Annotated in this window: 35 protein-coding genes and 2 tRNA genes; 2 read left to right on the top strand and 35 right to left on the bottom strand. The window is 67.2% G+C overall.

Annotated features, from left to right (window positions below):
- Window positions 1-73: 73 nt before the first annotated feature.
- Window positions 74-529 (bottom strand): phage virion morphogenesis protein, encoded by a 456-nt coding sequence (locus tag SR882_RS10325; RefSeq protein WP_322521161.1) that lies wholly within the window; start codon window positions 527-529, stop codon window positions 74-76.
- Between the two features lie 23 nt (window positions 530-552).
- Between SR882_RS10325 and SR882_RS10330 the strand changes: the two genes are divergently transcribed.
- Window positions 553-673 (top strand) — tRNA-OTHER (locus SR882_RS10330).
- On the opposite strand, the gene SR882_RS10335 is transcribed toward SR882_RS10330, so the two are convergent.
- The 30 genes from SR882_RS10335 to SR882_RS10480 form a co-directional block, all read right to left on the bottom strand.
- Window positions 671-2,062 carry a phage head morphogenesis protein gene (locus SR882_RS10335; RefSeq protein WP_322521162.1) on the bottom strand — a complete coding sequence of 464 codons (1,392 nt, stop codon included), beginning with the start codon at window positions 2,060-2,062 and terminating at the stop codon, window positions 671-673. The two genes, SR882_RS10330 and SR882_RS10335, sit on opposite strands and share 3 nt — an antisense overlap.
- A complete protein-coding gene (locus SR882_RS10340) occupies window positions 2,055-3,647 on the bottom strand; it encodes a DUF935 domain-containing protein (RefSeq protein ID WP_322521163.1) in 1,593 nt (530 codons plus the stop codon). Before SR882_RS10340 ends, SR882_RS10335 begins: the two co-directional genes overlap by 8 nt.
- The gene (locus tag SR882_RS10345) at window positions 3,622-3,909 is read right to left on the bottom strand and encodes a hypothetical protein (RefSeq protein WP_322521164.1); all 288 of its coding nucleotides are present in this window, start codon (window positions 3,907-3,909) and stop codon (window positions 3,622-3,624) included. The genes SR882_RS10340 and SR882_RS10345 overlap by 26 nt, the downstream gene beginning before the upstream one ends.
- On the bottom strand, window positions 3,909-5,399 hold the full coding sequence (locus SR882_RS10350; RefSeq protein ID WP_322521165.1) for a hypothetical protein: 1,491 nt from the start codon (window positions 5,397-5,399) through the stop codon (window positions 3,909-3,911). The genes SR882_RS10345 and SR882_RS10350 overlap by 1 nt, the downstream gene beginning before the upstream one ends.
- A gap of 93 nt (window positions 5,400-5,492) precedes the next feature.
- The gene (locus SR882_RS10355; protein ID WP_322521166.1) at window positions 5,493-6,041 is read right to left on the bottom strand and encodes a DUF3486 family protein; all 549 of its coding nucleotides are present in this window, start codon (window positions 6,039-6,041) and stop codon (window positions 5,493-5,495) included.
- Window positions 6,028-6,294: a hypothetical protein gene (locus SR882_RS10360; protein WP_322521167.1), complete on the bottom strand. Its 267-nt coding sequence runs from the start codon at window positions 6,292-6,294 to the stop codon at window positions 6,028-6,030. Before SR882_RS10360 ends, SR882_RS10355 begins: the two co-directional genes overlap by 14 nt.
- The gene (locus SR882_RS10365; RefSeq protein WP_322521168.1) at window positions 6,291-6,584 is read right to left on the bottom strand and encodes a VpaChn25_0724 family phage protein; all 294 of its coding nucleotides are present in this window, start codon (window positions 6,582-6,584) and stop codon (window positions 6,291-6,293) included. The genes SR882_RS10360 and SR882_RS10365 overlap by 4 nt, the downstream gene beginning before the upstream one ends.
- Window positions 6,585-6,917 carry a DUF2730 family protein gene (locus SR882_RS10370; protein ID WP_322521169.1) on the bottom strand — a complete coding sequence of 111 codons (333 nt, stop codon included), beginning with the start codon at window positions 6,915-6,917 and terminating at the stop codon, window positions 6,585-6,587.
- A gap of 9 nt (window positions 6,918-6,926) precedes the next feature.
- Complete coding sequence (gene lysC / locus SR882_RS10375; protein WP_456152243.1) at window positions 6,927-7,130, bottom strand: Rz1-like lysis system protein LysC; 204 nt, start codon at window positions 7,128-7,130, stop codon at window positions 6,927-6,929.
- Entirely contained in the window at window positions 7,054-7,458 is a 405-nt protein-coding gene (locus SR882_RS10380) for a hypothetical protein (protein ID WP_322521171.1), read from the bottom strand. The genes lysC and SR882_RS10380 overlap by 77 nt, the downstream gene beginning before the upstream one ends.
- Window positions 7,455-8,105 (bottom strand): lytic transglycosylase domain-containing protein, encoded by a 651-nt coding sequence (locus SR882_RS10385; protein ID WP_322521172.1) that lies wholly within the window; start codon window positions 8,103-8,105, stop codon window positions 7,455-7,457. Before SR882_RS10385 ends, SR882_RS10380 begins: the two co-directional genes overlap by 4 nt.
- 1 nt (window position 8,106) lies before the next feature.
- Window positions 8,107-8,418, bottom strand: coding sequence for a putative holin (locus tag SR882_RS10390; protein ID WP_322521173.1), 312 nt, complete (start codon window positions 8,416-8,418; stop codon window positions 8,107-8,109).
- Between the two features lie 107 nt (window positions 8,419-8,525).
- Window positions 8,526-9,026 carry a hypothetical protein gene (locus tag SR882_RS10395; RefSeq protein ID WP_322521174.1) on the bottom strand — a complete coding sequence of 167 codons (501 nt, stop codon included), beginning with the start codon at window positions 9,024-9,026 and terminating at the stop codon, window positions 8,526-8,528.
- Between the two features lie 20 nt (window positions 9,027-9,046).
- A complete protein-coding gene (locus SR882_RS10400; protein WP_322521175.1) occupies window positions 9,047-9,472 on the bottom strand; it encodes a Mor transcription activator family protein in 426 nt (141 codons plus the stop codon).
- Window positions 9,465-9,830, bottom strand: a complete 366-nt coding sequence (locus SR882_RS10405; RefSeq protein ID WP_322521176.1) for a hypothetical protein — start codon at window positions 9,828-9,830, stop codon at window positions 9,465-9,467. Before SR882_RS10405 ends, SR882_RS10400 begins: the two co-directional genes overlap by 8 nt.
- A complete protein-coding gene (locus SR882_RS10410) occupies window positions 9,823-10,278 on the bottom strand; it encodes a zinc ribbon domain-containing protein (RefSeq protein WP_322521177.1) in 456 nt (151 codons plus the stop codon). The genes SR882_RS10405 and SR882_RS10410 overlap by 8 nt, the downstream gene beginning before the upstream one ends.
- Window positions 10,278-10,490: a hypothetical protein gene (locus SR882_RS10415; protein ID WP_322521178.1), complete on the bottom strand. Its 213-nt coding sequence runs from the start codon at window positions 10,488-10,490 to the stop codon at window positions 10,278-10,280. The genes SR882_RS10410 and SR882_RS10415 overlap by 1 nt, the downstream gene beginning before the upstream one ends.
- Before the next feature lie 35 nt (window positions 10,491-10,525).
- Window positions 10,526-10,951, bottom strand: a complete 426-nt coding sequence (locus SR882_RS10420) for a gp16 family protein (protein ID WP_322521179.1) — start codon at window positions 10,949-10,951, stop codon at window positions 10,526-10,528.
- Window positions 10,948-11,154, bottom strand: coding sequence for a DUF551 domain-containing protein (locus tag SR882_RS10425; protein WP_322521180.1), 207 nt, complete (start codon window positions 11,152-11,154; stop codon window positions 10,948-10,950). The genes SR882_RS10420 and SR882_RS10425 overlap by 4 nt, the downstream gene beginning before the upstream one ends.
- 80 nt (window positions 11,155-11,234) lie before the next feature.
- Window positions 11,235-11,420, bottom strand: a complete 186-nt coding sequence (locus SR882_RS10430; protein WP_322521181.1) for a hypothetical protein — start codon at window positions 11,418-11,420, stop codon at window positions 11,235-11,237.
- Window positions 11,417-11,659, bottom strand: a complete 243-nt coding sequence (locus SR882_RS10435) for a hypothetical protein (protein ID WP_322521182.1) — start codon at window positions 11,657-11,659, stop codon at window positions 11,417-11,419. The genes SR882_RS10430 and SR882_RS10435 overlap by 4 nt, the downstream gene beginning before the upstream one ends.
- A 14-nt stretch (window positions 11,660-11,673) precedes the next feature.
- Window positions 11,674-12,369 (bottom strand): DUF3164 family protein, encoded by a 696-nt coding sequence (locus tag SR882_RS10440; RefSeq protein ID WP_322521183.1) that lies wholly within the window; start codon window positions 12,367-12,369, stop codon window positions 11,674-11,676.
- Complete coding sequence (locus tag SR882_RS10445; RefSeq protein WP_322521184.1) at window positions 12,366-13,076, bottom strand: hypothetical protein; 711 nt, start codon at window positions 13,074-13,076, stop codon at window positions 12,366-12,368. Before SR882_RS10445 ends, SR882_RS10440 begins: the two co-directional genes overlap by 4 nt.
- Window positions 13,076-13,393, bottom strand: coding sequence for a hypothetical protein (locus tag SR882_RS10450; protein ID WP_322521185.1), 318 nt, complete (start codon window positions 13,391-13,393; stop codon window positions 13,076-13,078). The genes SR882_RS10445 and SR882_RS10450 overlap by 1 nt, the downstream gene beginning before the upstream one ends.
- The gene (locus SR882_RS10455; RefSeq protein WP_322521186.1) at window positions 13,390-13,758 is read right to left on the bottom strand and encodes an XRE family transcriptional regulator; all 369 of its coding nucleotides are present in this window, start codon (window positions 13,756-13,758) and stop codon (window positions 13,390-13,392) included. Before SR882_RS10455 ends, SR882_RS10450 begins: the two co-directional genes overlap by 4 nt.
- Complete coding sequence (locus tag SR882_RS10460) at window positions 13,755-14,333, bottom strand: hypothetical protein (RefSeq protein WP_322521187.1); 579 nt, start codon at window positions 14,331-14,333, stop codon at window positions 13,755-13,757. The genes SR882_RS10455 and SR882_RS10460 overlap by 4 nt, the downstream gene beginning before the upstream one ends.
- A gap of 1 nt (window position 14,334) precedes the next feature.
- The gene (locus tag SR882_RS10465; protein WP_322521188.1) at window positions 14,335-15,081 is read right to left on the bottom strand and encodes an ATP-binding protein; all 747 of its coding nucleotides are present in this window, start codon (window positions 15,079-15,081) and stop codon (window positions 14,335-14,337) included.
- A 31-nt stretch (window positions 15,082-15,112) separates the two neighbouring features.
- Window positions 15,113-17,158 carry a Mu transposase C-terminal domain-containing protein gene (locus SR882_RS10470; protein WP_322521189.1) on the bottom strand — a complete coding sequence of 682 codons (2,046 nt, stop codon included), beginning with the start codon at window positions 17,156-17,158 and terminating at the stop codon, window positions 15,113-15,115.
- Window positions 17,158-17,601 carry a hypothetical protein gene (locus tag SR882_RS10475; protein ID WP_322521190.1) on the bottom strand — a complete coding sequence of 148 codons (444 nt, stop codon included), beginning with the start codon at window positions 17,599-17,601 and terminating at the stop codon, window positions 17,158-17,160. Before SR882_RS10475 ends, SR882_RS10470 begins: the two co-directional genes overlap by 1 nt.
- Complete coding sequence (locus SR882_RS10480; protein WP_322521191.1) at window positions 17,594-17,968, bottom strand: helix-turn-helix domain-containing protein; 375 nt, start codon at window positions 17,966-17,968, stop codon at window positions 17,594-17,596. Before SR882_RS10480 ends, SR882_RS10475 begins: the two co-directional genes overlap by 8 nt.
- 170 nt (window positions 17,969-18,138) lie before the next feature.
- Between SR882_RS10480 and SR882_RS10485 the strand changes: the two genes are divergently transcribed.
- Entirely contained in the window at window positions 18,139-18,804 is a 666-nt protein-coding gene (locus SR882_RS10485; protein WP_323132078.1) for a LexA family transcriptional regulator, read from the top strand.
- A 258-nt stretch (window positions 18,805-19,062) separates the two neighbouring features.
- Here the strand turns inward: SR882_RS10485 and SR882_RS10490 are convergent.
- From SR882_RS10490 to alaS, 4 genes are all read right to left on the bottom strand, one after another.
- A tRNA-Ser gene (locus SR882_RS10490) sits at window positions 19,063-19,155 on the bottom strand.
- A gap of 202 nt (window positions 19,156-19,357) precedes the next feature.
- Entirely contained in the window at window positions 19,358-19,555 is a 198-nt protein-coding gene (gene csrA / locus SR882_RS10495; protein ID WP_322521193.1) for a carbon storage regulator CsrA, read from the bottom strand.
- Between the two features lie 79 nt (window positions 19,556-19,634).
- Window positions 19,635-20,867: an aspartate kinase gene (locus tag SR882_RS10500; RefSeq protein ID WP_322521194.1), complete on the bottom strand. Its 1,233-nt coding sequence runs from the start codon at window positions 20,865-20,867 to the stop codon at window positions 19,635-19,637.
- 150 nt (window positions 20,868-21,017) lie between these two features.
- Window positions 21,018-23,633 carry an alanine--tRNA ligase gene (gene alaS, locus SR882_RS10505; RefSeq protein ID WP_322521195.1) on the bottom strand — a complete coding sequence of 872 codons (2,616 nt, stop codon included), beginning with the start codon at window positions 23,631-23,633 and terminating at the stop codon, window positions 21,018-21,020.
- Window positions 23,634-23,635: the final 2 nt, after the last annotated feature.

Consider the following 23,635-nt stretch of genomic DNA (forward strand, 5'->3'; position numbering starts at 1 on the left):
TGCCACGCGGCGCTATCAACTGGCACCCCATGCCCACGCCCGCCGACGGCACCTGAAACGCTTACACGGCCTCTCAGGCGGTCGGGTCTAGATAGCTGCGGACGATATCGAGGATCTCGTTCTTGTCCTCGTCGCCGATGCCGAGGAACGGTCGGGCCGGGATCTCCTTGTAGGGGATCATGCTGTTCGCCTTGGTGATGCCGCCAAACTGCTGCATGGCGGCGTACACCTTGTTTGTGCCGGCGACGGCGTGGTCCGGTCCCCAGTCGCCGGTCACGCTGGCAGCCAGCTGGCCGGAGCGCTGGAGGATGGGGTGGGCATCGCCGCCGCGCATGCCGACGGTGGCCTCGGTCAGCGGGGCCCAGGGCGTGCCGGTGGCGGGGTCGGCCTCGTCCTGGAAGGCGCGTTCGGTGGCGTCGGTCAGCACGCCGGCGATGTCGCGCATCGCGGGCGTCAGGTTGGTCAGGCGATCGTCGAGGCGCTGTAGGGCGTTGAGTACGCTGCGGTCTTTGTAGTCGATCTCGATCATGGGCTATCCTTTAATCAAGCTCTGGGCGGGTGTACCCCGATGGGCAAGGGGGTATGTCCCGGCAAGCCCAACGCCGATGATCCAGGGGCCATCGGCCGCGGGTTTGGGGCATGCGGATGTGGGTTCAAGTCCCACCCCCGCTCAGAGCGCCCCATCCAACACCTGGTGTTCCCGTAGATTGATAACGGGCACCACGCGGGCCGTGTTCACCACGTTGGCCCGCACCGTTTCCTTCCCGCCTCCGGGCTTGCGCTGCCGCACACGGTAGTCGAGTTGCACCACCAGCTTCTTTCGGTCGTCGCTGCCATGGTCATGGACCAGCAGCACGGCGGGTTGGTCGTGGGTGGTGTCCAGCAGAGCGGCCCGCGGATTTGTAAGGTGCGCGGGCAGATCCAGCAGCCAGTCGCGATCCACCCCGCCGGCTTTCTTGTCGCGCGCCATGTGGATCAGATCGTTCTCTCGCACGGACACCACGCCGGATTCCGGCCCCATGCCCCGACGCTCCAGCGAGGCGATGACGTCGGTCGACAGCGCGCCGATGTGACGAACCCGGCCGTGCGGGCGCGGCTGGTCGGCATCGAGCCCGGCGAACACCTCCCGTGCCATCTCCTGATAGCCATCCTCGACCCCGCGCCGGACACGGTCATCGGCCAGTGCTTCCCTGGCAGCCAGCGACCCGAGCATGGCCGGCGCCTGGGCGCTGCCGGCGAGGTGCAGTTCGCCCAGGTGGGACAGCCCCGCCTGGCCGGGGTTGTAGCTCCAGCCGGCATCGGGCTTCATCAGCATGTCGCGACCGGTGGTCCGGTCGGTGTAGCGCACGGCCGTGACCGGGCGCAGGTCGGGGCTGCCGTCCGGCAGCTTGCCGGCGGGCACCTCGACGGTCTCGGTGCGCCCGGTCTCCGGGGTCAGGCCCTCGGCTTGAAGGCGGCGGTCGGAGAGTGCCCGCACCCGGCAGCGGCAGTTCCAGCCGTTGGGCGGATAGATCGAGGACCAGACGGGGTCGTCGGCGCGGTAGACGCGCCCGTGCAGGCCGGCATGCGATGGACGGGTGCGTGAGTCGCGCACGGCAAGGTACTGCCAGTAAGGCCGGGCCCCGCTGGCGGCCATCTCTTGCTGGTGGCGATAGCGCCCGGCCATGTAGGCGGTCTGGAGGTTCTGCCGGTAGATCAGCTTGAGGCGCCACGGACTGCCCCACTGGACCGGCCGGCCGGTGGCGTCGTATGCCTCGAGCACCTCGCCGGTCTCCTTGTCGATCGCCTGGCCCCACCAGCCCTTGCGCTGGAGCGTGGGGGTGAGCTCGCGGATAAAATCCCGCTCGGTTTTCCCCTCTTTCAACGCATCTGTAAGGCCACCGTGAATGTCCTTCAGCACGTCGATCTTGGCCAGCCGCGCAACCGTGAAGGCGCGGGCGTGCTGCGCCTGCCACAGCTCGCGCCAGTCGCCGGTCAGCTTGAGGCCCTTGGCTTCGAAGTAGCGGATGGCGTCTGCCGGCGGCAGACCGATGGCATTGCCGATGCGTGGCGATTCAGGCATCCCGCTCGGCCTCCTGTTGCGCCTCGAGGCGGCCGGCCAGTTCGGCGGCGAACATGGCACGGGCGAGCGCCTCGGTCAGGTCGGACGGGTCGGTGTCCGGGTACTGGTCCGCGAGTCGGGCGATGATCTCCTCGGGGGTCAGGCCCTCGTCGAGGGCGTCGACCATGGGGCGGATGATCTGTTGCGCCTGGTCGTGCTGGCCGGGCTGGTCGACCTCGGCGATCTCGTCCTGCAAATCGGCCGCTTCCGGCTGGGCTGCCAGCGCGGCGCGGCGCTCGCCCCGGCATCCGTCACAGCTGCACCCCTGCCCATGCGTCGCGCGCATGGCGGCCGCCGGCAGGCTGCCCGGCCGCTCGAGGATCGGCTCGTCGTCCGCTGGCGCCGGGATCCGCAGCTTGTCGTGGACCCACGACTGCGGGATCCGCACGCCGGCGTCGACCAGCTTCGACAGGCTCTGGGAGAGCGCGCCCATGTCTTCGTTGTCGGCCACGTCGAAGTAGAACTGCGGCACCGCCTTGAGCCCGGTATTCAGGCGCGCCAGCGGGGTGACCAGGTCACGGGTGAGCGTGCGGGCGATCAGGCGCAGGTCGGCGCGCATGATGTCGCTGCGTACCTCGTCGTGGGTCTGGGCCGCGGCATAGCTGCCCTTGCCGTCCACCTGGCTGGTGAGCGTGCCGCCCAGGATCGCCTTGCTGATCGACTGCTCGGCCCAGCGGACCATGGCGAGGAACGGATCGGCGGCACCACGGGCGGCTTCCTGAAACTCGATTTCCATGCCCTGCGGCAGGATGCCGGCGGCGTTGTGGCCGATGCTGACCACCGCCTGCATCAGGGTGGACTTCTCGTCGTCGGTAGCCCCACGGGGATACCGGCCGACGCGCAGTGGCAGGCCGTAGATTTCCAGGAACTCGGCGAAGTCGCGGGTGCTCAAGGCCCGGAACAGGAACGGCCAGCCGAGCACGCGCACCAGCCCGGCACGCGTCAGGTACCCGGACTTGGCCGGGTGGTGGTGGACGATCCAGCCCCATGGGCGCAATGCCTCGCCACCGGCGGCGGTGGTCCGCAGGCGCAGGGTGTCCCGATCCTCTGGGGTGACCATGAACCAGTCGGCCGGCCGGGCGTGCGGCTCGGCACGCCACTGGCCTTCGGACTGCTCCCATTCCAGCTCGATGCCGGCATAGCCCGGCAGGATGGCGCCGGCCAGATCGAGGATCAGTTGGTCGATGTCCATCTCCTCGCGGAGCATGGCCTCCAGTTCCTCGGTCGCTTTCTGGTCGGCCGCGCTGGCACCCCGGGGCGCGCGCAGTCCCCAGTCGACCGTGAGGGTGGCCAACTGGCGCTTGCTCATCTCGGCGAGCAGGTGGGCGTCCTTCTCCTGCATGTCCTCGGCGAGACGCGCCTGGGCGGTGAGATCGCCGCCCTCGGCATCCTCGTACAGACGGGCGAGCTTCGCCGGGGTCAGGCCGCGCGTGGGGTGGTCCGCCAGCTCGCGGTGCAGGCTGGCCATGCGCGCGGTCTGTGGTTCGCGCGCCAGTTTGCGCGGCGAGATGGGGGCACCGTCAGGACCGAGAATCGAATTCGCCATGGGTATTTTCCTCGAACAGTTCGGGGTGGTGTCGGGCCAGCGCGGTCTCGGCGTGGTTGGCGATGACCAGCTCGCGGCGCATGCGGACGTACTGCACCAGTGCCTGCTCTAACGCGGCCTCCTGGTCTTCTCTTGAGACGAAGACAGGGCCAGCCGTTGTCCGCAGATTCGGCGACATGTGGACTTGCACGAAGTGGCTGTCGGGATCCAAGCGACAGGCCAGTCGCAGTAGCCACCAGATCACGCGTTGACGCCACCGCATCACCACAACCCCCCGGAGGTCGGCAGGTCCGCGCGGCGCGGGGCCGGCTCGAAGGGCGCGATCTCGATGCCGTCCTTGCGGCTGGCATAAAAGGCGAGCGCCAGCGCGATCGCCGCGTCGCCGTGTCGGTTGCGCTTGTCGCCGGTCTTGATGTCCGGCAGCTTGGGCACGCCGCGGATCACCTGGAGGGCGCGCAGGTCGTCAAGCACGTCGAGGTCGCGCGGGATCTCGATCTCGCCGTCCTCGAAGGCCGCCTTGAAAGGCGGCATGTTCTCCAGGTACCAGCCCTGCGAGAGCATCACCGCCTCGACGCGCGAGGCGCCATATCGGTAGGTCGCCTGCTCGGCCAGGTACTGGCCGTTGCCGCGAGCGTCGAGCGCGCCGCCCAGCATTCGCGGCAGCCGGTCGACGATGTAGTTGAGCACCTGCTCTTGCTGGCGGAACGGGACGTTGCGCAACTCGACCAGGAACGGCGTGCGCCGGAACAGATCCTGCCCGACCTCGAGTGGCGCGATGATGGTGAGATCCCCGGAGCGGCCGAAGTCCTCGCCGAAGGCGTGCGGCAGGTCGGGGTTCAGCTCGGCGAGCAGCGGTTTCAGGTTCTCGTCGCACCAGTCGCGGATCTCGGCCTCACGGAGGTGGTCCGGCCAGCCGTTGAAGTCCTCGCTGCCCTCGAAGCGGATCACCGGCGCATCACGCATGCTCGCCTCGATCAGCGCGCGGGACAGGTAGGCGCCGCCGCCTTGCTTGGGCACGCAGTAATACTCCTCCAGCGCGTCCTCGCGGGTGGCGGTGTCGGAAAGGAGATCCTCCTTCCACCGCTCCTCGTCGGCCTGAGTCCACTCCTTGCCCTGGATCTGGCAGATGCGCCGGTAAAGGCCCATCTCGCAGGCATCATCCAGCGTGACGCGGTGCACGCTGTAACGCTTCTTGCCGGCGCGGGAATCCTTGATCAGCTCGTTGAACAGGTTGTCGACGCCGTTGTGCGTGCTGATCAGGCGGACACGTGCGCCCCACATGGTCAGTGCCATCGCGGCCTTGAGTACCTCGGCGAGCCTGTCGTGGTGGCCGGCCTCGTCGATGGTCACGTTGCCCTGGCGACCACGCAGGTTGGACGGGCGCGACGACAGCGCCTGGATCTTGAAGCCCGAGGCGAAGCGGATGTTGAAGGTGAGGATGTCCTTGTCGTCGTCCTTGAGGACTTCCTCCTCGATGGCGCTGGCTGCCCGGTCGAAGGCGCGCGCCCACATGGCGGCCGCCTCGATGAACTCGATGGCCATCTCCTTGCTGGAGCCGACGTAGTAGTGGTTCGTCCCGCCGGCGGCGCGCTGGGCCGAGGCGGTCAGTACCGCGTCGGCCGCCTCCGCCCAGGTCAGGCCCGTGCGGCGCGACTTCTCCGCGATCTTGAGCTGGGACTTGTCCTCCATCCAGCAGCGCTGGTACGGCAGGAGCAGCTCGTCTGGGTCGTAGCTGTACGGGCAGTCAGTCATTCAGGAAGCCTCGAATGAAGGCTGCAATGACGATCGCAAACGCGATAGCGTCGCCTGCTTCAACGATGGCTTGGGCGATGGTCAACTCTTCCATCAGGCAATCCCCAGGATGTCGCGCTTGATGGTGGCGATAGCCTCCTTGCTCATGCCCTGGCTGGCCATGGCGGCCGTGGCCACCTCGGCCGCCTCGGTGGCGGCCTCGCGGCGGATCTCGGCGGCCCACTTCTTCTGACTGACCGAGGCCCGGCCGGTCTGCGCGATCGCACGGGCGGCGCGCGACAGCAGCTTGACGCGCTCGCTGGTGTCGACCTCCTCGTCGCTGGCCTCTTGCAGGTCGAGCAATGCCTCGAACAGGTCGCTCTGCACCAGCGAGATCACCGCCGCCGAACGCTGGTCGGCCTCGTCGGGCGCGGCATCGGCGATGGCCTTGGCCGCTTCGGTGCTGGCCCGGATGGCGGACAGGCGGCGCTCCAGGCGCTGGCCGTAGCGGTGCAGCGTGGACTTGCCCACCTCGATGCCGTGCGCCTCGAGGATCTGCTCCTCGAGCGCCTCGTAGCCGGAGAAGCCGCGACCGATCAGGAGGCGATCGATCTCGGTGCGTACCTCGGCGGGGAGCTGGCTGATCTTGTCACGAGGAGGCATCGTCTTCTTCCTTCATGAGTCGCAGCATGTCGCGGCGCACTTCGTGGACCCGTTCCTGGAAACGCTCCCAGATGTGGCGCTGTGTCGGCGTCATGGTCTTGCGCTGGTAGTGGTCGAAAAACCCGTTCAGGCCCGCCACGTTTCGGTCGATGTCTTCCGCCACGTAGACGTGCGCCAAGGCATCGACCACCTCTTCCTGTGGCTTGCTCAGCCCAAGGCGCTTTACGGCAACTGGCTCGCGCTGCACCTTCATGGCCGCGGTCTCGCCACACCGTCAACCGCAACGCGTCCGGCGGCCGCGTCCAGCCCGCGCGGGGTGATCCGGCCGACCTGGATGTCGTCGTGGTATTCGACGGTGACCAGGCCGCGATCGGCCAGCCAGGTGAACTCCTCGCGCAGCTCGGTCTGTCCGACGGCCAGGCGTTCGCCTTCCAGCAGCCGGATCAGCACGGTCTCGCGCAGGGCGTAATCGGGCACCTCGGCCATGGCCCGCAGCATCACCAGCCGGCGGTCGGCGGCAATCAGGTCTCGGTAGTGCGTCATTTACTTGTCCTCCCGGATCAGCTTGTCTTCAACGCGACTGAGTGAGCGCTCGACCGCCCCCATCACCCCGACCAGCTTGTTGACGGCACCCGACAGGTCGTTGATGCGTGCATGCAGCTCGGCAAGATCCTGGTGGGTCGGGGCGTGGTCGGCCACCGATTCCAGCCGGTCGATGCGCCGGTCGGCCTCGGCCTGGTGGGCGGCCTGTTTGTCGATTGCATCGCGGTTGGCTACCGAGCGGCTAATCAGCCAGGTGTAGATGCCGACGGCGACCACGCCGATAGCATTCACCCCCTGCATCACATCGCCGAATGTCAGGTTCTCCAGTGCCACGTCGCTCTCCTAGTCGCGTTCGTTGTTGAGGATTCGGGCCCGGCCTTCCCGGTCGAGCTGGAACAGTTGCAGATCGGTCAGGCGGTCGGTGCAGTCGTGGTACTCGCCGGCCAGACGTGTATAGGCCTTGACGATGTCACCCACCGTCGGCCCCGGTTCCGCGATCGGCGGACAAGGGACCATCGCCTCGGCAGGGGCAGTCGTCTGGATCACGTCCAGCGGCCGCGGCCCGGACGAGGCACAGCCCGCAAGGATCGAGACGCTGGCCGTACAGATCAGGATGCGTGGCCACATGGCGGCTGACCTCCTCGGCAGTGCGTTGGTTGGTGCGACGGGCCGCCGACCGTTCGGCGGCTCGCTTGCGGAACAGCTCGGCGTTCTCCGCCGTGGCGTCTGCCGCCGTGTCGACGGCGCGCTTCATCGAGTCCAGTTGCTGGCGCTCCATCTCGGCGACGCCGGCCCGGTGCCCGAGCTGGTAGCCGCCGAAACCGGACCCGGCGGTGACGACCAGCGCGGCGACGACGAGCACCCAGCGGATCACGGGCAACCCTCCCGGCATGGCCACCCCGTGCCCCAGCCCGCGTCGACATAACGCGGTTGCAGGTCGTAGATGATCCGGCGGGGATAGCCGAGGTTCTCGGCGCAGTGCCGGGCCGACCGGCTGGCGCTGCCGCAGGCCGCGTCGACGGTGCGGTGGTCGAGCGGATCGGCGGCATTGGCGGCCTCGTTGCGGTAGTGGCCGAGCCCGCCGTTGTAGCTGCGCAGCGCGCACCAGGCGCGGTCGCAGTCGGTGTGCCCGTGGCATAGGTCGTAGAGGTGGCGGTCGTAAGTGACCAGGGCGCGCATCGCCCAGCGCGGGTTGGTGGTCTCGCAGCCCGGCAGGTCGTAGGCGCCGCAGATCCAGCGGGCAGTCGCGGGCATGAACTGGGCGAGGCCCGACGCCCCGACGGGGCTCACCACATCCGGCCGCCATGCGCTCTCGGCGTGGATCTGTGCGGCGAAGCCAGCGACCGGGGCGCCGAGGCCCCAGATGCGGTTGGCCTCGCGGGTCAGGTCGCGCTGGTAGGTTTCGGCCGCGTGCGGGATGCCGGCGGCCTGGCCGCTGGCGATCGAGAGGAACGCCAGCATCGCGGCCAAGGCGAACAGGATCAGGCCGCGCAGGAGACAACGCTGGGCGGGCGTGGCCACGTCAGGCTCCCAGCCCCACGGCGATCATGGCGGCCGCGACGATCACCGCCCGGCGGATGGTGGCGAAGGAAAAGCGCGCCGGCTCGGTCTGCGAATGCGAGTGCATCCGGTGCGGTCGGGCGTAGGGGAACAGGCCGCGGTCGATCCAGTACCCCAGCCAGGCGGCCAGGGTGACCAGCGAGAGCTTGTAGAGCGTCACCCCGATCTGTTGCGGGGCCAGCATGGCGATCACGGCCGAGGCGATCAGGCCGGCCAGCAGGATCGGGGTCATGCGCGCGAGATCGCGCAGGCGGGGGAACAGGTCGGAAAGCATGTGGTGACACCCTCTTTACGGCCCGTTTACGCGGGCAGAAACAACACACCCCGCATGCTGCGGGGTGTGGGGCTGTCAGGTCGTGGGGAGGGGGTTCAGTGGGGCGGCTATCTTCCGATCAGGTGAACCTTTGTTGCCTTGGCCTGTTGGCCGCTCACCTCGATGTCACACAGATAGTCTAGGCGCAGCTTGGCGCCAAAGCCGTTTTCCGCGTCGACGTGGGACTGGAGGAGGTACTGGCTTCCCTTGGCATGTGCGACACGGTAGTCCATCAATGCGAAGTCGGCGGTGCCAGGTGCCTTTAGCTGGCGTTCCACCAGCGTCATGCACTCGCCGTATGCGTCCTCGGCCACTTCGATCGCCGGCCGCGGCTCGTCTTCCCCGCCAACGAACAGCCAGGCAATGCCGACACCCAAGAAGACGAACAGGATGATCGAGCCGATACCCCGTGTGGCCTCAGGGTCGACCGGCCGTTTCCGTGGACGCTCCTTCGTATGTGGTTTCGCCTTGGCGTAAACCACGCCGCACGAGGGGCAACTGTCTGTCGGGTCTTCCGGGTTGGCGGCTTGGTTCACGTATCCGCATTTCGGGCAGGTCTTCTGCGTCATGGTTACCTCCTTGTGGCTCGTCAGAACAGTGCGGGCTGGTCGACCGTCGGCGGGATTGCTTTCAGGATATCCCATACGCGCCGGTCGGACAGTTGATGCTCCCGCGCCAGTTCGGCCACGGTCTGGTTGGCGCTCGCCCCGGAGCGGATGGATGCGTCGAACCGGGCGTGGATCGCGCGGTCGCGGCTTCGTTGCAGGGCGGCGTGACAACGGGGGACGTACAGCACTTCACCTCCGTAGTGACGCGTGATGATTTCGGCCGCTTCCTCGCCGACGACTTCGGCGAGGAGTTCGAAGCGAGCCACCCCCATTCGGGTTCGCCCCTTGGCCACGGGAAAACTGGTCCCTCCGAGCTGGCGCACCAGTCGCAGGGTGGCGGGCAGGCCGATGAGGTCGGCGAGATCGCGGGCCGTTTCCGGCAGATCCGCAAGCGCGACGTCATTCATGGTTGGCCTCCCGCAGGGTTTGTTGGATCTCGGCAATCCAGGCGCGCCCGGCGCGCTCGTCCCGCGGCGGGCGCGGCAGGCGCCGCTGCTGGCGACGGGGCGGCAGTCGAAGGCGCAACTGTGAGGGGGCCGGCCAGCGATCGCAGTCGCGTACCAGGCCGTGGAAGGCGACCCGGATCCGCTCGGCGTCGAGCGCCTCGATCCAGTCCTTGGTCGGCCACAGCGACTCGATCCACACCTGGGCGGTGTAGTCGATCTGGTCGGCGGCCGGGCGGCCGTCGAGGCCGAGCACGTGCAGGCTCATCAGCCCGTCGATCACGGCATCGGCAAACCAGCGCTGTGGGCGGCCTTCACTCATAGCGATTGCGAACCCCGTGCAGTGCGGTCAGGCCGGCGGCGGAACGGCTCGTGGCGCCGACGGTGCGGGGCCCGGCGGCCACCGGCAGTGTCTGGCCACGGTCGGCTACGGATTCGAGCACCCGGCGCAGGTAGTTGTGGCTGGACAGGGCCCGGTGGTCGGCGCCCTGGTCGCGCTTGGCGCGGATGGCCTCGACCGTTTCGGACAGGGAGGCGCCCAGCACGGCCGGGTCGTCGTGTAGTGCCAGCGTTTCGCGGGCGATCCGCAGAGCGCGCTCCCAGCCCAGCGCGCGGGTCTTCGGCCGCCACAGGCCGAGATAGGCGGCCAGCGGGCGGCTGGTCTCGCGCGGCAGGTCGGCGAGCAGGCCCATCATTTCGCGGGCGGCCTCGTCCTCGAGGACCGCCTCGATGGCGTGCTCTGCATGGCAGCTCGGGCAGCGAATGCGCATCACGATCCTCCGCAGATGTCGCGCCAGCGCGGGCACTGTGCCCGGCCGGCCTGGGTGAGCCGGTAGCTCACGCCCCACATGTCGTCGCGCTCGACCAGCCCCTCGCGCACCAGCTCGGAAAGCGTGCTGCTGTGGTCGCCTCCGAGGCGCTCGTCGAGTGCCTCCGACGCGGCCTCACCCGCACGCAGGGCCAGCAGGACGCGGTCGCGCATCCGGGCGTGGCTTCTATCTTGGCGGCCGCGTTGGATCATCCGCGCCTCCGGTCGTATTCCAGGGCCGCGATCACGCGGCGCAGCTGTTCGTTCGAGCACCAGTCGACCTTGTCGACCCGGCACACGCGCTTGGCGATGGCGTCGGCGTAGGCCCACGGCACCGGCCGGCCCTGGCGCTTGGCCTTGTCGGCCAGCAGGGCCTCGATCTTGGCGATCTGGTCGGCGCGACTGCGCGGCGGTTTTGGTCGACGGCCGGCGCCAGGCTTCTTCGGTGTCCAGCCCTTGGCCTGCAATTCGCGCACGACCGTCTCGAGCTGGGGCACGGTCATCTGCGCACTCGACGGGCGATCGCCGGGGGCACCGTGGCGCGCGAGGATGGCGCGGTAGGTGTCCTCGTCGAGGCCGAGATCCTTCTTGGCGATGTGGATCTTCGCCATCAGGGCGCGGCGGGCGTCTTTCATGCGTCACCTCGGATCGCCGGCGGGGCCGGCAGCGGCCGCCAATGAGTGACTTGAACCACCACATTCATGAAGCCGGAAAGAACCCAACGGCCGTCCGGCTTTCGGTAGGCCATATCCACCGCAGGTTGATCGTGAGTCGGGTAGACCAGCACATCGGTGAGTGGTGCCGGTAGTGCCTCGTCTGTCGTGTTCCATTTGTCCATTTCGACTGTCCTTCTTGTCGGCTTGGCGATGCACCCCGCGGGCGCATGGCGAAGCCGGGCGGGCCATGCCCGCCGGGTGGTTATCTTCGGGGCGACCTTTCCAGTCGCTTGAGCCGGGCGCGCAGGGCCTTCTCGACCGTGCCTTGCAGGCTGAACAACCCCAGCGCGGACCGGCACTGCTTGGCGTCGAAGGTGCGCACCATCTCGATGCGATCCGTGACGCTGACCTTCTGGCCGTGTTCGGTCTTGAATGGGTTGTCAGTCATCGGTCGGTTCCCCCCGCGCACTCGAGCCGCTCCGCCTCGTCGTCCAGGGCGGTGAGGAAGTCCTGCGTGTCTTCGCCGACGATCACCACGAACGCAGCGACAGGCCGTCCGTCTTCACCGCTGAACTTGTAGGCGATCCGGCCAGCGCCAAGCTCTAGGTCACTGGCCCGCAGGATCATTTCGCCGATCGTCGTATCGGCCTCGGGTACTTTCAGTGCGTTTTCGATGGCTTCACTCATGGCGTACTCCCCCTTCAAACGGCCGCGAGATCCAGCGGGATCGCGCGGTATTGGTCGCTGTTGCCGACGCGCTCGTAGACGCGGACGTACACGGCGGTGCCGACGGTCTGGATCGAATCCTTGAGCGCGTCCATGGCGCGGGTCCAGCCGTCGTCGTCGATGTCCAGGCGGAGGAGCTCGAGCACGGCGGCGGTCTTGATCTGGCCGGCGGCGTCGGTGCGGAAGGCCCGGTCGACCAGGACGCGGATGTTGGCGTTCGCGCCTTCGCTCCAGCGGTCGATGCAGTCGTTGATCAGTGTCTTCGCGGCCTCCAGCTCTTCGGTGAAGGCGATGCGATCGGCGACCGAGCGCTGCACCTTGTAGCGACCGTCGTAGCTGGTGACGCTGACGTTGCCCTTGCGACCGCCAAGGTGGGTGCCATAGCGGTCGGCGGCGATGGCGACCAGATCCTCGATATCGCCCAGGGCCGTCCGCTTGAAGTGCCCCAGCGCCTGGTGCAGTTCGCGGGCATTGCTGGCGATCCGGCGGGCGACCTCGTCGCGCAACTTGTCCTGTTCGCGCACCTGGCTCTCGGGCACCAGGTGGCCGGCGGCGTTCTTCATGTAGCCGGCGGGCACATCGTCGGCCGGCATGGCGTCGAACGCTTCGCGGCCGGTGTCGTCAAGGGCGCTCTTGCCTTGTGCGCTCCAGTGGTCGTTGGTGGCAGTCATTTCGGGCTCCTCTGCTGGTAGGTGGTCAGGGCGCGTTCGGCGGCATTGGCCGAGGCGATCAGGCTGGACAGCACAGGGTCGTCCAGCGAGTCGAGGTACTCGTCGAGTGCCTCGCGGGCGGTGCGGGCATGACGGCTCAACGCCTTGGTGGTGGCATCGCCGCTGCCCTTGGTCTTGGCCGGCTTGCGCTCGACCTTGATCGGCGTGGATGCGGCGGTCGCCAGCTGGTAGACGCCGTACCGCACCCGGCTCAGACGGCCGTCGCGTTCGAGGCGCATGATCTGGTTGCGGATGGTCTTCTTCGGCACCGTCGGCAGGCGCTCGGCGAGGTCGCCGGCGGTCCATTCCTGCCCGTCCGCGGCGAGGTTCATGATCAGCTCGCGCACTCGCGGCGCGGCGGATTCGGTGGTCGTGCTCATGGGTTTCTCCGTTGTCTGGTTGCCTTGGGCGGGAGGCGTGGTCTCCGGCGAGATCAGGTACGCCGGGGCGCGGTCGTTGGCCGCCGGGCGAGCCACGACACCGGCGCGGTGCCAGCCGACCCCCTCGGGCGATTCGACGGCTTCGCCCTGGCTGGCCAACATCGCAAGCGCGTTGCGCACACGGCTGGCGTGGCGGGTGGCGCTGACCGATTCGAGGATGTCGTCCGGCCACAGCGCCCGATCGGCGTTGGCCAGCACGTCCCGCACCTGGTCGATGAGCCGGCTCATCAGTGGCCCACCACGTCCCATTCGACCCGGCAGCCTTCGAGCTGCACCTGGTAACGGCGCATGCGCCCGCGGCGGTCGTGGCCGAACACGTACGGCACGGCGTAGCCGAGGTGCCGGACGGCCGCGCAGTTGGCGATGGTGATCACCGGCTTGGGGCGGTCCAGGTCGATGCCACGGACGTCGATATCGAGGTCGGCCAGCCGCTCGATCGCGGCGGCCACCCGCAACATGCGGGTCGCGTAGCGCTGATGGGACTCCTCCGACCGCCGGACGGGCGGCAAGAAGGTGCGAAGTGGCTGCGGTTGAGTGGCGGTCATGACTGCTTCTCCTGGTGACGGTGCGGGCAGTAGCTGTGGCAGGCCCGGTAGAGGCGCACGCGCATGGGATTGGTTGGCGAGAACGGCGCGCGCTGGTGGCGCAGGCAGTCCTGCTGCGGCAGGTCGCCCAGCACCGGGCAGGCCACGGTGGCGCCGGCAAAGGCGCCCATCACCGCACTGCGTACGCGGTCCGTATTGCCCTGGTAACGGCCCTTCAATGCCTGGCTGATCACGGCCGGCGAGTAGCCGATGGCGTCGGCCACGGCGCGTTGGCTCCGAACGTCGACTTCGGCGGCGAGAATGCGGATCCAGTCGGGCATCTCGTCGCCCCAGGCCTGCGTGGCGATGGCGAGTGCGCGGGTCATGAGTCACCTCCCGGCGACTGACGCCAGATCACGCGGTTTAGGTTGGGGTCGAACACCTGGCTCATGCGCTGGACCATGGGCGGACGCGGGCCGGTCCACATCGCCGGGACCAGCGCATATCGCGCAAGCGTGCCGGGGTGGGATGGCGCGGCGATCCGCAGGTAGCCCGCGTGGTGCAGGTTCTTGAGGTAATCGCGGACGTAGCTGCGGGTCGGGCCGCCGGTTTCGTCCGTGCAGGCGGTCACGATCTCGTCGGCGGTGAACGCGCCGAGGATCTTGATCGACCGCCAGATGCGCTCGCTCTTGGTCGGCGGAACGATGCTGCCGTCGGTGCGCACGCGCGGGGTCTCGTGGCCCACGTCGCGCACCAGGCGGTATCGCTTGCCGTCGCGCTCGAGGATCCCGGCACGGGTCAGGCCCTGGAGAAACACCCGGATGGAGCGCTGATCCAGCTCCGAGTCGAGGAGCAGGTCGCGGAAGATGAAGGTTTGACGGTCGCGGATCTCGGCCCACAGGGCATCGCGATCACGCGGCAGGTCCGCGGCTCGGGTTTCACTGATCGGTGAACGCCCCATATCAGCGCCCCCGGACCGGCGCCTGGCCGGTGTAGAAGCCGCGCTTTCCCCAACGGGCGCGATCGATGCTGTCCCAGCCTTCGGTGCGGGCGACCGAGGCGATCTTGTGGAGGTTGACCGCGACCCGGCGGGTGATGCCGTGGCTCTGGCGCAGGACTTCCTCGAGCAGGTCGAGTTCGATCCGCACCCGCTCGTAAGCGGCGGCCATGGCCTGCGCATCGTCCAGGCTGCACAGCTGCGCCGGTACCCAGTCGAGGATGCGGTTATGGAACCGCTCCCAGCGGCCGAGCTTCTGCGGCAGGTTCTCCTCGCCGATCAGGAGGATGGTGCCGTGGGAGGACTCGTAGATGTCCCGGATCATCTCGACGTTGGATTTCTTGACCAGGTAGTCGGCCTCGTCGACGATCAGCGGCCGCCCGGAGAGGGCCAGTTGCTCGGCGATCTGGTCGACGCCCTGGTAGATGGTCCGCGCCGGCGGCATGCCCATTTCCCGAGCGAGGGCCTCGATCATGGCCTTCTTGGTCCAGGTGCTGCGCAGCTCGACGTAGTAGGCGCGCGACTTGTTCGCCGACCAGGCGGCGGCCATGGACTTGCCCACGCCCGACGGGCCGTAGACGGCCACCATGCCCGGCAGGTGCTCGGGGCGATTCATCGCGCCGTCCAGCGCCTGCCACATCAGCACGACGTTCTGCAGGGGCGCGATCGGCGTCGCGCTCTGTTGCGGGAGAATCTCGCTTGCTACACTCATAATCTTCATTTACTCCTTTGTTCCCCGCCCATCACACGGTGTTGCTGCACCGTTGGGCGGTTTTTTTTTGCGGTGCAAAGTCCGCATAGAATTCCGCCGTCCGGCGGAACTCGTCGGTCGTCGGGTAGTGGGCTACCCAGCGACGTTGCTCGTCGGTCAGGTCGTCGCGGCCTGACCATTCTTCGTATTGCTTCCAGCGGCCCATCGGATCGGTGGCCCAGTCGATTTCCGGCTCGGCGGCCAGCATCCGGGCGCGCACTTCCTCGAGGCGCTCGGCCTCGACCGGCTCGGCTTCCAAGGTCTGGTGGCCCATGACCCCCTCCAGCGTCCGGCCGGGCTGGTGCTCGAGCTGGATGGAGGCGACGCGCTGGCCGGTGCGGCTCTCGATCTTTTTGGCCAGCCGGTCGATCTGCGCCTTCTCCCGGCGGGAGCGCGCTTCCTCGACGCGGCTTTCCGGCAGGTAGTCGGCGGCATTGGCATCCTTCTCGGCCACGCAGATGAGCTGGCCGGATAGCTCGTGCACCCACACGCGGTTGGCGTCGCGCAGGTCGTAGCCGACCAGCACTTCCTCGCCGTGGTGGTGGCGCAGGGCGTTGTCGAAGTAGATCCGGCTGAACAGGCGAACCTCGCCGCGCTGGGTCTTGCGCGCCAGCTGCGGGCGGCAGAGGGTGTCGAGCATTTCGCCGTCGACGGTTTCCGGTCCCCAGCCCTCGGCCTCGAACGATTCCCAGGCGGCGTCGGGGGTGGTCTTGATGGTGCTGTGCCGGGTGGCGTTGTATTCGGCGACGGCCTGGTCGGCCATCTGGAGGAACGCGTCCCAGCCGATGATTGCCCGGTGAGCCACGCCCTGGGTGAGTGCCTGGCGGGTGATCTTGTGGACCCGCGTGCCGGCCTCCTTGTCCATGTCCGCCCCGATGTAGCTGGGCAGGCGCTTTGCCAGCCGGGTCCAGACTTGCTGGATGCGCTCGATTGCACCGCGTGACTGCGAGCGGTACGGGATGGAGTGGGTCAGCGTGATGCCCAGGCGTTCGACCACGTCGGCCACGGCATCCGAGGTGTAGCCGGAACCGTTGTCGACGTAGAGCACCGCCGGCAGGCCGCAACGGCTGATGCCGTGACGCAGGCCGTCGAGGACGGCGGTTGTCGACTCGGCGAGATCTACGCTCCAGCCGACGATCCGACGGGTGCGGATGTCCGCATAGGTGGTGATCTCCGGCCGGAACACCTTGTTCGGGTAGTGCGGATGGGCGATCTCGGCATCGAAGGTATGGCCATCGGCCGTCCAGATGTCGTTCGGCACCAGCTTGGCGAACGTCCGGCGGACGAACGGCTGGATGTTGCGCAACTCGCGCGGGCCCATGCGGCCTCGATCGCGGGCTTCGGGCGACAGCTTTGCCAGGAAACGCCGCACCTGGTGAATGCTGGGTGGGTGCTTTACGTCGCGTTTGAAGGCCCGGTACGCATCCGCGACCGACGGCTTGGTCGGCAGCTGGTAGTGGCGCAGGAAAGCGCCCGCCCAGGACGGCACCGACAGGCTTTTCTGGCGACGGCCGGGGATCAGGGCGCGCTCGCCCTGGAGGCGGAACTGTTTATGCCAGCCCAGCAGGCCGCGCGGGGAGATCCCGCCACCGGCACGCGGGCGGTCGTTGGCCTCGCTGGCCAGGCGCATCACGTTCTCCGGCGCGGTGCCGCCGCGGACGTCGTCGGCGATGTGCCGGCACGCGCCACTCACGGAAAAGCCCGCCTCGGCCACCAGGCGATCCACCGCCCGGCACAGGCCGGCCCTTGCCCAGGCGACGCGGAGTTGCCGCTGGCTGACTTCCTCGGCGGCCGGCAGGTTGACCTCCTTGGCGGCCGGCAGCGTCTCGTTGGCCGGGGCCGGCGTGCCGGCATCCAAAGTCAGTCGCATTGCCACTTCGCGCGGGAGGTCCGCCGGGCGATAGAGGCGGCGCTTGCCGCCACGGCCGGTGGCTTCCTCGAAAGGCCAACCCTCGCGGTTCGCTCGCAACTCGATTGCGCGCTTGCTCATGCCAATCGCTTCTGCAATCTCGCCGCTGGTAACGGTGCGCTCAGACATTAGGCGCCCTCCTGTCCCATTTGTTTTTTCAGCGCCCGGATCCGTTGGTTCGCTTCCTCTCGGGAGCGCTCCAGTCGGCCAAGCTCGGCCGTCAGAGCCTCGCGGCCAATCAGCATTTGGGCTCCACGCTTCTGCGCAAGCCATTGGGTGATCAGGTAGCTCTCGCAAGCCGCCTCGAGTACGGGGGCGGCCCAGGTCGGCATGTTGTAGGCCTCGCGGGCCTCGCTGGACCAGGCGTCGAGCATGTATTTCGTTACCTCGACACCCGCCAGTCGGGTCATCCGGGACGCGATCTCGTGCCGATCGCCGTCGGCCTGTTTCAGTACGTGGGCAACCAGTGCCGCCATCTCGCGTCGGTAATCCATTGACGCCGGGAGCGTCGGTACCGGATGCGGAACTTCGAACAGGTCAGGGGTATGCGGGTCGCGCGCCATGTCAGCCATCTACCCGTGATTCGACATTGCGCCCAATCGGGGTACTGCTAGGCTTGCATTTGGTAGTACCCTTTTTGAGCCGGGACCGCTTTGGGCGGCCCATGCGATACAGAGGCAGGCCGTGCTCGTCGTATCGCTCTGGCCACAGCACGGCTGGTTCGACGCCGACGGCATCGGCGATGACCTTCTCCATGCGCGGATAGGTGCGCTGGAAGGCTTGATACAAGGTCTGCCGATTCACGCCGGCCTCATCGGCCACGGCGGCCATCGAACGACCCTGCATGTGGATCTGGTACTTCACCCACGCCCGGCGGGCGGCAGGGTCGTGAAGGAGGCGGCGGGTTTTGCTGTCTAGCTGCTTCATGGTTTTAGACATTAGCAGGAACCTGTTAGATGAGTCAACAGGTTTCTGTGTTCGCACTTAGTAGGAATCGGTACTTTGCCTAGAAACCTGTCATTTGCTGGCAACATCAATAACTTGCGGGCTTCTTCCGCGCTTATTGCAAGTGCGAAAGGCCTTTCGCGCTTTCTGGGTCGAGGTGCGAAATGCTGAAAGACCGAATACGGAAGTGCGCCGACATAGCAGGAAGCGGTGAGGCACTCTCTCAGGAAACTGGCATCCCGCGGAGTACGTTGGAGACCTATTTGGCTGGACGGGCCGAGCCAAAAGCATCACGGCTCAACCTGATCGTGAAGGCCACAGGCGTGTCAGGTCATTGGCTGGTTACGGGCGAAGGGGAGATGCTCGCGTCGCAGACAGGAGCGCGAGTCGCTGGCACAGCGCATCCAGGCGAGTTCGCTACCATCCCGCTGTACAACGTCGAGGCCTGCGCCGGCGATGGCTCCTACGTTGAGCACGAGGAGATCGCAACGCAGCTCTCGTTCCGCCGCGATTGGATTCACCAGGAGATCCACGCCAACCCAGCCAACCTGCATCTGATTTACGTGCGTGGCGATTCGATGGAGCCCGACCTACAGGATGGCGAGATCGTCATGGTCGACACCTCGTTCGCTGACCGGGTGCCGCGCGATGGGATCTACGTCGTGCAGATCGATCACCAGGTAGCGGTCAAACGCCTGCAGCGCCTCCCCGGTGACCAGGTGAAGGTGATGAGTTCAAACCGCGCGTACGAGCCATTTACAGCCCACCTGGGTGACGGTGAGTTGAAGGTGATCGGCAAGGTGATCTGGCACGCCGGCCCGATGGGGTGAGCGCGCAAACAATCGCGCACAAAAAAAGCCCCTCGACTGAGGGGCCTGCAAAATCCGATTTCCGCGCGATGTCTACGGATTGAGCACGCAACACATCAACGAACCGCACCACGACGCCATTCGTCCCGCTTCATCGCACCAAATCCCTGTTCTTCCCACCTACGCAGACTCTCCCGTTAAGCCACATGAAGACAGCGCAAGGCGTATCCCCGCACAGCAAAAAGCCCCGCCGGTCACCCGGCGGGGCTTTTCTCGATGTGGCGGAGAGAGAGGGATTCGAACCCTCGAAGGGGCTATAAACCCCTTACTCCCTTAGCAGGGGAGCGCCTTCAGCCACTCGGCCACCTCTCCAACAAGCGCCGCATGGTAGCGGCTTTGACGGCAGGAATCAATGCCGCCGACACGCGGCGAGCCGCCTCATCGGGCCACTACAACGCGCCCGCGAGGACGCGCCCGGATCCCGGGGTTCGAGAACGGATCGCCCTCGTGAACGGATCGACGCCGGGGCAAGACCAGCGAGCGATGGCGACGGGCCGCTCATGGCGGGACCACCTCAGCTTGAGGACTCGCCTTCGCCGTCCTGCTCCGTTTCGCTCTTGATGCGCTGATAGATTTCCTCGCGATGCACGGAGACATCCTTGGGCGCATCAATACCGATTCGCACCTGGTTTCCCTTGATGCCAAGCACCGTGATGGCGACATCGTCGCCGATGCGCAGCACCTCACCAATGCGGCGAGTCAAAATCAACATATCTGGTCACTCTCTGTGTTTTTTCGGTCCCACCTGTGTTCCGTCGGGGACCATGCCGGATATTAGCCTGTGAGCGCGCTCAGGTCAGGGATACTTCCGGGGTATCCAGCTCGAATGCGTCGTGCAGGGCACGCACCGCCAGCTCCAGGTACTTGTCGTCGATCACCACCGAGATCTTGATCTCGGAGGTGGCGATCATGCGGATATTGATCTTTTCCTCGGCCAGCACCCGGAACATCTTCGAGGCAATGCCGGCGTGCGAGCGCATGCCGACACCCACCAGCGAGATCTTGACGATGTTGTGGTTACCGGAGACCTCACGCGCGTCCAGCTCTTCAGCGGTCGTGCGCATCAGGCCGAGGGCCTTGTCGAAATCGTTGCGATGCACCGTGAACGTGAAGTCGGTGGTGTCATCGGCACCGATGTTCTGCAGGATCATGTCGACTTCGATGTTGGACTCGCCGATCGGGCCCAGGATCTTGTAGGCGATCCCGGGGCTGTCCGGCACGCCCTTGATGGTCAGCTGGGCCTCGTCCTTGTGGAACGCGATCCCGGAAATTACTGGTTCTTCCACGCCGTCTTCCTCCAGGGTAATCAGGGTGCCGGGGCCGTCCTGGAACGAGGACAGCACCCGCAGGGGCACGTTGTACTTGCCGGCGAACTCCACCGAGCGGATCTGCAGGACCTTCGAGCCCAAGCTGGCCATTTCCAGCATTTCCTCGAAGGTAATCCGGTCAAGCCGGCGGGCCTTGGGCACGACGCGCGGATCCGTGGTGTAGACCCCGTCGACGTCGGTGTAGATCTGGCACTCGTCGGCCTTGAGCGCCGCGGCCAGGGCCACGGCCGAGGTATCCGAGCCGCCACGGCCGAGCGTGGTGATCTGGCCGTGCTCGTCCACGCCCTGGAAGCCGGCGACCACCACGACGCGACCGGCATCGAGGTCGCCGCGGATGGTATCGGTGTCGATCGACTGGATGCGCGCCTTGGTATGGGTACTGTCCGTGAGGATGCGCACCTGCGCGCCGGTATAGGAACGCGCATCCTGGCCACGCGCCTGCAGGGCCATCGAGAGCAGCGCAATGGTGACCTGCTCGCCGGTGGCGACCAGGGTATCGAGCTCACGCGGGGTCGGCTCGGCCTGGATCTGGTTGGCCATGCCGATCAGGCGATTGGTCTCGCCGCTCATGGCCGAGACGACGACGACCACCGAGTCGCCGTTGGCCACCGAACGCTGCACGCGCTCGGCGACCGCCTGGATACGCTCGACCGTGCCGACCGAGGTACCGCCGTATTTCTGTACGATTAACGCCATAATGTGGTTTCCTTGGCCCCGCCTCGCGGGTGCCAGCTCCTTGTCGCTGACGTGAGAAAGTCAAAGCAGCCGGGCAGTATAAACGGCCTGTTTGACTTTTTCATCCGCCGGCGGGCTCCTCACCGTCCGACACCAAACCCAGGGATGGGTTCAGCCCAGCTGATCGGCCACCCAGGCGCGCGCCGCGGACAGGGCCTCGGCGAGCCGCTCGGGCTGGCTGCCGCCGGCCTGGGCCATGTCCGGCCGACCGCCACCCTTGCCGCCGACCTCGGCGGCGGCGACGTTGACCCAGTCACCCGCCTTGAACGTCTTGGTGAGGTCCTTCGACAGCCCCGCCACCAGGCGCACCTTGCCGTCATCGACGGTGGCCAGCAGGATCGCGGCCGTGCCGAGCTTGTCACGCAGCTTGTCCATGCTCTCGCGCAGAGCGCCGGCATCCGCGCCGGGAAGCTCGGCAACCAGCACCTTGGCCGCGCCGATCGTCTCGGCGCTGTCGGCCAGCTCGTCGCCGCTGGCCGAGGCCAGTTCGGCCTTCAGCTTGGCCAGTTCGCGTTCCAGCTGACGGGAGCGCTCCAGCATCTGCGCGACCCGTTCGGCCGCCTCGGTCCGGGGCCCGCGCAGCAATTCGGCAATCTCGCCCACCGTCTGGTCGGCACTCTCGGCCTCGGTCAGCGCGGCCGCCCCGGTGACCGCCTCGATGCGGCGCACGCCGGAGGCCACGCCCGACTCGGCCAGGATCTTGAACAGGCCGATATCACCACCGCGGCGGGCATGGGTGCCGCCACAGAGCTCCATCGAGAACGGCCCCATGGTCACCACGCGCACGGTGTCGCCGTATTTCTCGCCGAACAGGGCCATGGCACCGGCGGCGCGCGCGTCGTCGATCGCCATCTCGCGGGTCTCGACCGCATGGTTCTCGCGCACCTGGGCATTGACCAGTCGCTCGATCTGCCGCAATTGTTCGCGGGTGACCGGCTTGTCGTGCGAAAAGTCGAAGCGCAGGGTTTCGGGACCGACCCGGGACCCCTTTTGCTGGACGTGATCACCGAGCACCTCGCGCAGCGCGGCGTGTAGCAGGTGCGTGGCGGAATGGTTCAGGCGGATCTCGGCGCGTCGGTCGGCATCGATCTGGGCGGTGACCGCTTCCTCCGGGGCCAGATGCCCGTCGGTGAGCGTGCCGTGGTGCAGAAAGACGCCGCCCTGCTTCTGGGTGTCGTGGACGACGAAGCGGCCACTGGCTGACTCGATTACGCCGGTGTCGCCCACCTGGCCGCCGGATTCCGCGTAGAACGGCGTGCGGTCGAGTGCAACCACGCCGTCCTGGCCACTCTCGAGCGCCTCGGCCTGCCCGCCCTCGCGGGCCACCGCCACCACGCGTGCCTCGAGGGACTCGTGCTCGTAGCCGACAAACTCGGTTGCCTCGTCCGTGCCGATCTTGATCGTCTCGGCCGTGAAATGGCTTGCCGCGCGGGACTGGGCACGACGCTCGGCCATCTCGCGCTCGAAGCCGGCCTCGTCCACCAACAGTCCGCGCTCGCGGGCGATATCGGCGGTCAGGTCGAGCGGAAAGCCGTGGGTGTCGTACAGCTTGAAGGCGGTGTCACCACTGATCGTGCCGCCAGCGGGCAGCCCGGCCACCGCCTGCTCGAGCACCTGCATGCCCGAGGCCAGCGTCTGCAGAAAACGCTCTTCCTCGGCGAGCAGGACGCGGGCCACTTCGTCTTCGGCCTTGACCAGTTCCGGATAGGCATCGCCCATCTCCTTGACCAGCGGCCGGACCAGCTGATGGAAGAACGGCGCGTCCTGACCGAGCTTGTGGCCGTGACGGGCCGCCCGGCGGATGATCCGGCGCAACACGTAGTCGCGCCCCTCGTTGCCGGGACGCACCCCGTCGACGATCAAAAAGGCGCAGGAGCGGATGTGGTCGGCGATCACCTTGAGCGAACTCGACTCGCGATCGCTCGCCCCGGTAGCCGCGGCGGCGGCATCGATCAGGTGCTGGAACAGGTCGATCTGGTAGTTCGAGTGCACGCCCTGCATGACCGCCGCGAGGCGCTCGAGCCCCATGCCGGTATCCACCGACGGCTTGGGCAGGTTGCTCAAGGTGCCGTCGGCCGCCCGGTCGTACTGCATGAAGACGATGTTCCATATCTCGATGAAGCGGTCACCGTCCTCGTCCGGCGAGCCCGGCGGGCCGCCGGGGATCTCGGGGCCGTGATCGTAGAAGATCTCCGAGCAGGGGCCGCAGGGACCGGTGTCGCCCATCTGCCAGAAGTTGTCAGAGCCACCGTCCGGCTTGTCGCCGATGCGCAGGATGCGCTCGGCGGGCAGGCCGATGTCGTCGCGCCAGTGGGCGAAGGCCTCGTCGTCGGTCGCGTAGACGGTCACCAGCAGGCGCTCGGCGGGCAGGCCGAGGGTCTGGGTCAGGAAGTCCCAGCCGTAGCGGATCGCATCGCCCTTGAAGTAGTCGCCGAAGCTGAAGTTGCCCAGCATCTCGAAGAAGGTGTGATGCCGGGCGGTATAGCCGACATTCTCGAGATCGTTGTGCTTGCCGCCGGCGCGCACGCAACGCTGCACCGAGACCGCACGCGGATTGGAGCGCTTCTCCTGACCCAGGAAAGCCTCCTTGAACGGCACCATCCCGGCGTTGGTAAACAGGAGCGTCGGGTCATTGGCCGGAATCAACGACGCGGAAGGCACGACCTCGTGCCCTCGCTCGGCGAAGAAATCCAGAAAGGACTGACGAATCTCGGCGCTGGTTTTCATGC

The organism is Guyparkeria halophila (assembly GCF_034479635.1).
Lineage (GTDB): Bacteria > Pseudomonadota > Gammaproteobacteria > Halothiobacillales > Halothiobacillaceae > Guyparkeria > Guyparkeria halophila.

Coding starts and splice junctions, on each gene's coding strand:
- SR882_RS10345 (WP_322521164.1), bottom strand. CDS start 3,909: ATGCGGTGGCGTCAACGCGTGATCTGGTGGCTACTGCGACTGGCCTGT.
- SR882_RS10335 (WP_322521162.1), bottom strand. CDS start 2,062: ATGCCTGAATCGCCACGCATCGGCAATGCCATCGGTCTGCCGCCGGCA.
- SR882_RS10470 (WP_322521189.1), bottom strand. CDS start 17,158: ATGTCTGAGCGCACCGTTACCAGCGGCGAGATTGCAGAAGCGATTGGC.
- SR882_RS10475 (WP_322521190.1), bottom strand. CDS start 17,601: ATGGCTGACATGGCGCGCGACCCGCATACCCCTGACCTGTTCGAAGTT.
- SR882_RS10350 (WP_322521165.1), bottom strand. CDS start 5,399: ATGACTGACTGCCCGTACAGCTACGACCCAGACGAGCTGCTCCTGCCG.
- SR882_RS10360 (WP_322521167.1), bottom strand. CDS start 6,294: ATGAAGGTGCAGCGCGAGCCAGTTGCCGTAAAGCGCCTTGGGCTGAGC.
- SR882_RS10415 (WP_322521178.1), bottom strand. CDS start 10,490: ATGCGCGACCGCGTCCTGCTGGCCCTGCGTGCGGGTGAGGCCGCGTCG.
- SR882_RS10425 (WP_322521180.1), bottom strand. CDS start 11,154: ATGGACAAATGGAACACGACAGACGAGGCACTACCGGCACCACTCACC.
- SR882_RS10395 (WP_322521174.1), bottom strand. CDS start 9,026: ATGACGCAGAAGACCTGCCCGAAATGCGGATACGTGAACCAAGCCGCC.
- SR882_RS10450 (WP_322521185.1), bottom strand. CDS start 13,393: ATGACCGCCACTCAACCGCAGCCACTTCGCACCTTCTTGCCGCCCGTC.
- SR882_RS10420 (WP_322521179.1), bottom strand. CDS start 10,951: ATGAAAGACGCCCGCCGCGCCCTGATGGCGAAGATCCACATCGCCAAG.
- SR882_RS10400 (WP_322521175.1), bottom strand. CDS start 9,472: ATGAATGACGTCGCGCTTGCGGATCTGCCGGAAACGGCCCGCGATCTC.
- SR882_RS10355 (WP_322521166.1), bottom strand. CDS start 6,041: ATGCCTCCTCGTGACAAGATCAGCCAGCTCCCCGCCGAGGTACGCACC.
- SR882_RS10500 (WP_322521194.1), bottom strand. CDS start 20,867: ATGGCGTTAATCGTACAGAAATACGGCGGTACCTCGGTCGGCACGGTC.
- SR882_RS10340 (WP_322521163.1), bottom strand. CDS start 3,647: ATGGCGAATTCGATTCTCGGTCCTGACGGTGCCCCCATCTCGCCGCGC.
- SR882_RS10390 (WP_322521173.1), bottom strand. CDS start 8,418: ATGCTTTCCGACCTGTTCCCCCGCCTGCGCGATCTCGCGCGCATGACC.
- SR882_RS10325 (WP_322521161.1), bottom strand. CDS start 529: ATGATCGAGATCGACTACAAAGACCGCAGCGTACTCAACGCCCTACAG.
- SR882_RS10440 (WP_322521183.1), bottom strand. CDS start 12,369: ATGACTGCCACCAACGACCACTGGAGCGCACAAGGCAAGAGCGCCCTT.
- SR882_RS10365 (WP_322521168.1), bottom strand. CDS start 6,584: ATGACGCACTACCGAGACCTGATTGCCGCCGACCGCCGGCTGGTGATG.
- SR882_RS10460 (WP_322521187.1), bottom strand. CDS start 14,333: ATGGGGCGTTCACCGATCAGTGAAACCCGAGCCGCGGACCTGCCGCGT.
- SR882_RS10405 (WP_322521176.1), bottom strand. CDS start 9,830: ATGAGTGAAGGCCGCCCACAGCGCTGGTTTGCCGATGCCGTGATCGAC.
- SR882_RS10410 (WP_322521177.1), bottom strand. CDS start 10,278: ATGCGCATTCGCTGCCCGAGCTGCCATGCAGAGCACGCCATCGAGGCG.
- SR882_RS10445 (WP_322521184.1), bottom strand. CDS start 13,076: ATGAGCCGGCTCATCGACCAGGTGCGGGACGTGCTGGCCAACGCCGAT.
- SR882_RS10485 (WP_323132078.1), top strand. CDS start 18,139: ATGCTGAAAGACCGAATACGGAAGTGCGCCGACATAGCAGGAAGCGGT.
- SR882_RS10480 (WP_322521191.1), bottom strand. CDS start 17,968: ATGTCTAAAACCATGAAGCAGCTAGACAGCAAAACCCGCCGCCTCCTT.
- SR882_RS10465 (WP_322521188.1), bottom strand. CDS start 15,081: ATGAGTGTAGCAAGCGAGATTCTCCCGCAACAGAGCGCGACGCCGATC.
- alaS (WP_322521195.1), bottom strand. CDS start 23,633: ATGAAAACCAGCGCCGAGATTCGTCAGTCCTTTCTGGATTTCTTCGCC.
- SR882_RS10455 (WP_322521186.1), bottom strand. CDS start 13,758: ATGACCCGCGCACTCGCCATCGCCACGCAGGCCTGGGGCGACGAGATG.
- SR882_RS10435 (WP_322521182.1), bottom strand. CDS start 11,659: ATGAGTGAAGCCATCGAAAACGCACTGAAAGTACCCGAGGCCGATACG.
- csrA (WP_322521193.1), bottom strand. CDS start 19,555: ATGTTGATTTTGACTCGCCGCATTGGTGAGGTGCTGCGCATCGGCGAC.
- SR882_RS10430 (WP_322521181.1), bottom strand. CDS start 11,420: ATGACTGACAACCCATTCAAGACCGAACACGGCCAGAAGGTCAGCGTC.